The sequence below is a fragment of the Marivita sp. genome (assembly GCF_020055635.1).
In the GTDB taxonomy this organism is placed as follows: domain Bacteria; phylum Pseudomonadota; class Alphaproteobacteria; order Rhodobacterales; family Rhodobacteraceae; genus Marivita.
In genome coordinates this window covers 1-3038 of record NZ_JAIPUT010000160.1, presented here as the reverse complement: position 1 = coordinate 3038, position 3038 = coordinate 1, and the positions used below count along the sequence as shown (strand labels likewise).

Here is a 3038-nt window from a genome sequence, read left to right as displayed (position 1 = left end):
GGGCTGATCGTGCGCGCAGGCGTTCAGAACGGCGAGATGGTCGAGGCGCTTGGCTACCGGCTGAAGCTGGTGTTCATCGGTGTCTTCATCGCCGGGTCAGCACTGGCGGGACTGGGCGGCGTGATGTGGGCGCTTTACGAACAGGTCATCACCGCGGGGATGGGCGAAAGCATGATGATCCTGATCTTCATCGTGGTCATCATCGGTGGGCTCGGGTCCATCGAGGGGGCGTTCATCGGCGCGCTGCTGGTCGGTCTGTTGCAGAATTACGTGGCCTTCCTCGAACCCAAGGTCGCACTGATCTCGAATATCGGGCTGATGACCGCGATCCTGCTGTGGCGGCCTCAGGGGATGATGCCCGTGGTAAAGGCGAAGTGAAATGCTGACGAACCTCATCTCGGGCGACAGGCCGAATTCGGCCGTCCTGACGGCCCTGCTGCTGGGCGTGCTGTTCTGCCTCGGCTTCGCGCCGTTCCTGTTTCCGGGTGTGCGCCCCCTGGATACGGCGGCCACGATCTGCGTTTTCATCCTGCTGGTGGCGTCCTACGACCTGCTGCTGGGCTATACCGGGATCGTGAGCTTTGCCCACACGATGTTCTTCGGCTTCGGCGCCTATGGTGTGGCACTGGCCAGCATCCATATGGGCCGGGGCTGGGACGCGCTTTTGGTCGGAACGCTGGTCGGCGCGGTCGTCTCGTCGGCGGTGGCCTTTATGATCGGGCTTTTCTCGCTGCGTGTGCGGGCGATCTTCTTCGCGATGATCACCTTGGCGGTTGCGTCGGCGGTCGCCGTGCTGGTCAGCCAACTGTTCGAATTGACCGGCGGCGAGGACGGGCTGACCTACCAGATCCCGCGCGAGCTGACCCCCGCCTTTCGCTTGGGCGAGCTGTTCGGCGTGCGTATCAACGGACGCATCCTGAACTACTACATGTTGTTCTTCACCTGCCTCTTACTGTTCCTGATCCTGCTGCGGATCGTGAATTCATCCTTCGGCAGCGTGCTCAAGGCAATCCGCGAGAACGATTTCCGCGCCGAGGCGATCGGCTATCGGGTCGTCGCCTACCGCACCGCCGCAAGCTGCCTGTCCGCCGCGATGGCCGCCTTTGCCGGCAGCCTCTACGCGATCTGGCTGCGCTACGTCGGCCCGGACACGACGCTGAGTTTCGAGATCATGCTGGATGTCCTGCTGATGGTCGTGATCGGCGGGATGGGCACGATGTATGGTGCTGTTTTGGGGGCCGTCGTCTTCGTATTGGCGCAGAACTACCTTCAGAACCTGATGGGCGCAGGCGCGGGCTTGACCGAAAGCTTGCCCATCATCCCTCGGCTTCTCGACCCGAACCGCTGGCTGATGTGGCTTGGCATCCTTTTCGTGCTGAGCGTCTATTTCTTCCCCACAGGAATCGTGGGGAGGCTTCGAACACGGAAGCTATGAAAGCGCGCACTCTCAGTCTGTCGTTTCAGATCTACAAACGAAGTTGCGTAGGTTCGAATTTCGTTGCGGGGGCTGACCTGCCCCCCTTGGGTCCCTCGATCATAACGAGAGTCTGCGGGTTTGAGATTGGTAGTCGGGTCTTTCGTTATGGGCAAGCGCGCCGAGCGCGGAGCCCTCAGATAGCTCAAGCGCTCGGCGCGCTTCAGCGGGTGTTTTGTTGCCCAGCGATGAGTGTGGCCTGACGTGGTTGTAATCATAGCGCTACAGGCCCAGTTTTCGCCGTGCATCGTCCAGGTTGTCGAATATCTATTCATTCAGGCATTCGTCGCACAGGCTGCCATTGAATGACTCGATGTAGCCATTCTGCTGTGGCTTTCCCGGATCGATGTAATGCCACTGCACGTCGTTCTTCTGCGCCCATTTCAGAATGGCGGCACTGGTGAACTCTGTTCCGTTGTCACTGACAATGCTCTCTGGCTTTCCATAGAGGCGCACCAGCGCATCCAGTTCACGGGCTACGCGCGTGCCCGACAGGCTGGTATCGGCAATCAGGCACAGGTTTTCGCGGCAGCAATCATCATTCACCGCAAGCACGCGGAATTTGCGCGACGCACCAAATGTGTCGGACACGAAATCCATCGACCAGCGCTGGTTTGGGCGCAGTGCTGTAGGCATGGGTGCTCGGCTGCCACGCGCCCGCTTGCGGCCCCGTCGCCGCCGGACGGACAGCCCCTCTTCACGGTAGATGCGGTAAAGCTTCTTTGCATTCATGATCATACCCTTGCGCTCAAGCAGGATGCCGATACGCCGATATCCAAACCGGCGTCTGCTCGAAGCAATCTCACTCATTGCTTTGCGGATGTGTTTGCAGACCACTGTTCAATCGGACACCTGTCGGACACAACGAAAAAGGCCCCGAGCGGGTTACCGCTTTGAGGCCTTGTTTTATTGGTTGCGGGGGTAGGATTTGAACCTACGACCTTCAGGTTATGAGCCTGACGAGCTACCGGGCTGCTCCACCCCGCGACAGGTTGTTTTCATCGTTTTGAGAGGTTGGGGTTTTTGCTAGGTTTGGCGGTGACCTACTCTCCCACGACTTGAGTCGCAGTACCATTGGCGCGGTGGCACTTAACGGCCGGGTTCGGAATGGGACCGGGTGTTTTGCTCACGCTATGACCACCAAACCGAGTAAAAACCCCTGTCGCTGCGCGGTTGGGCTTTTTTGTGGGTGCTGGGCATGTGATGCCAGCGGGGTCCACGTTTTTGGAAAGCCGGGCGCAACGACCGCCACGATTTTTCGGTCGTGGCGTTCAAAATCAACTGTGTTGTCCAGGTCAGGTACGCTGTTTTGGTGTTGTGCTTTTGATCATTGGTCCAGAGTGGTTGGCGGTGTTCTGCCATTCCACGGTGTGGCTCCGCGCCTTTTGCGAGCAAAAAGCGCTGCCAGCCACCCGGTGCGTTGCTGTGCAACGCGCCGGTTTTGTTGTTACTGGATCAAATCAAGCCTATCGGGCCATTAGTACCGGTCAGCTGAACGCATTGCTGCGCTTACACCTCCGGCCTATCGACGTGGTGGTCTACCACGGCCCTCAGGGATACCTTG

At 59.2% G+C, this 3038-nt stretch carries 1 protein-coding gene, 1 tRNA gene, 2 rRNA genes and 2 pseudogenes; 2 read left to right on the top strand and 4 right to left on the bottom strand.

Going from position 1 to position 3038, the window contains the following annotated elements; genetic code table 11:
• A pseudogene (locus tag LCF60_RS24075) lies at positions 1-378 on the top strand (branched-chain amino acid ABC transporter permease); the annotation flags it as partial.
• A gap of 1 nt (position 379) precedes the next feature.
• Entirely contained in the window at positions 380-1435 is a 1056-nt protein-coding gene (locus LCF60_RS24070; protein ID WP_292295060.1) for a branched-chain amino acid ABC transporter permease, read from the top strand.
• A gap of 99 nt (positions 1436-1534) precedes the next feature.
• Here LCF60_RS24070 and LCF60_RS24065 read toward each other — a convergent pair.
• The 4 genes and pseudogenes from LCF60_RS24065 to LCF60_RS24050 all read right to left on the bottom strand — a co-directional run.
• A pseudogene (locus tag LCF60_RS24065) lies at positions 1535-2296 on the bottom strand (IS3 family transposase); the annotation flags it as partial.
• An 88-nt stretch (positions 2297-2384) separates the two neighbouring features.
• Positions 2385-2461: transfer RNA gene (locus LCF60_RS24060), tRNA-Met, on the bottom strand.
• A gap of 43 nt (positions 2462-2504) precedes the next feature.
• A 5S ribosomal RNA gene (gene rrf / locus LCF60_RS24055) occupies positions 2505-2619 on the bottom strand.
• Positions 2620-2930: 311 nt separating this feature from the next.
• Positions 2931-3038, bottom strand: a 23S ribosomal RNA gene (locus LCF60_RS24050); the annotation flags it as partial.

Excerpts from the sequence above, each read along its gene's own strand:
- LCF60_RS24070 (WP_292295060.1), top strand. The coding sequence starts at position 380 with ATGCTGACGAACCTCATCTCGGGCGACAGGCCGAATTCGGCCGTCCTG.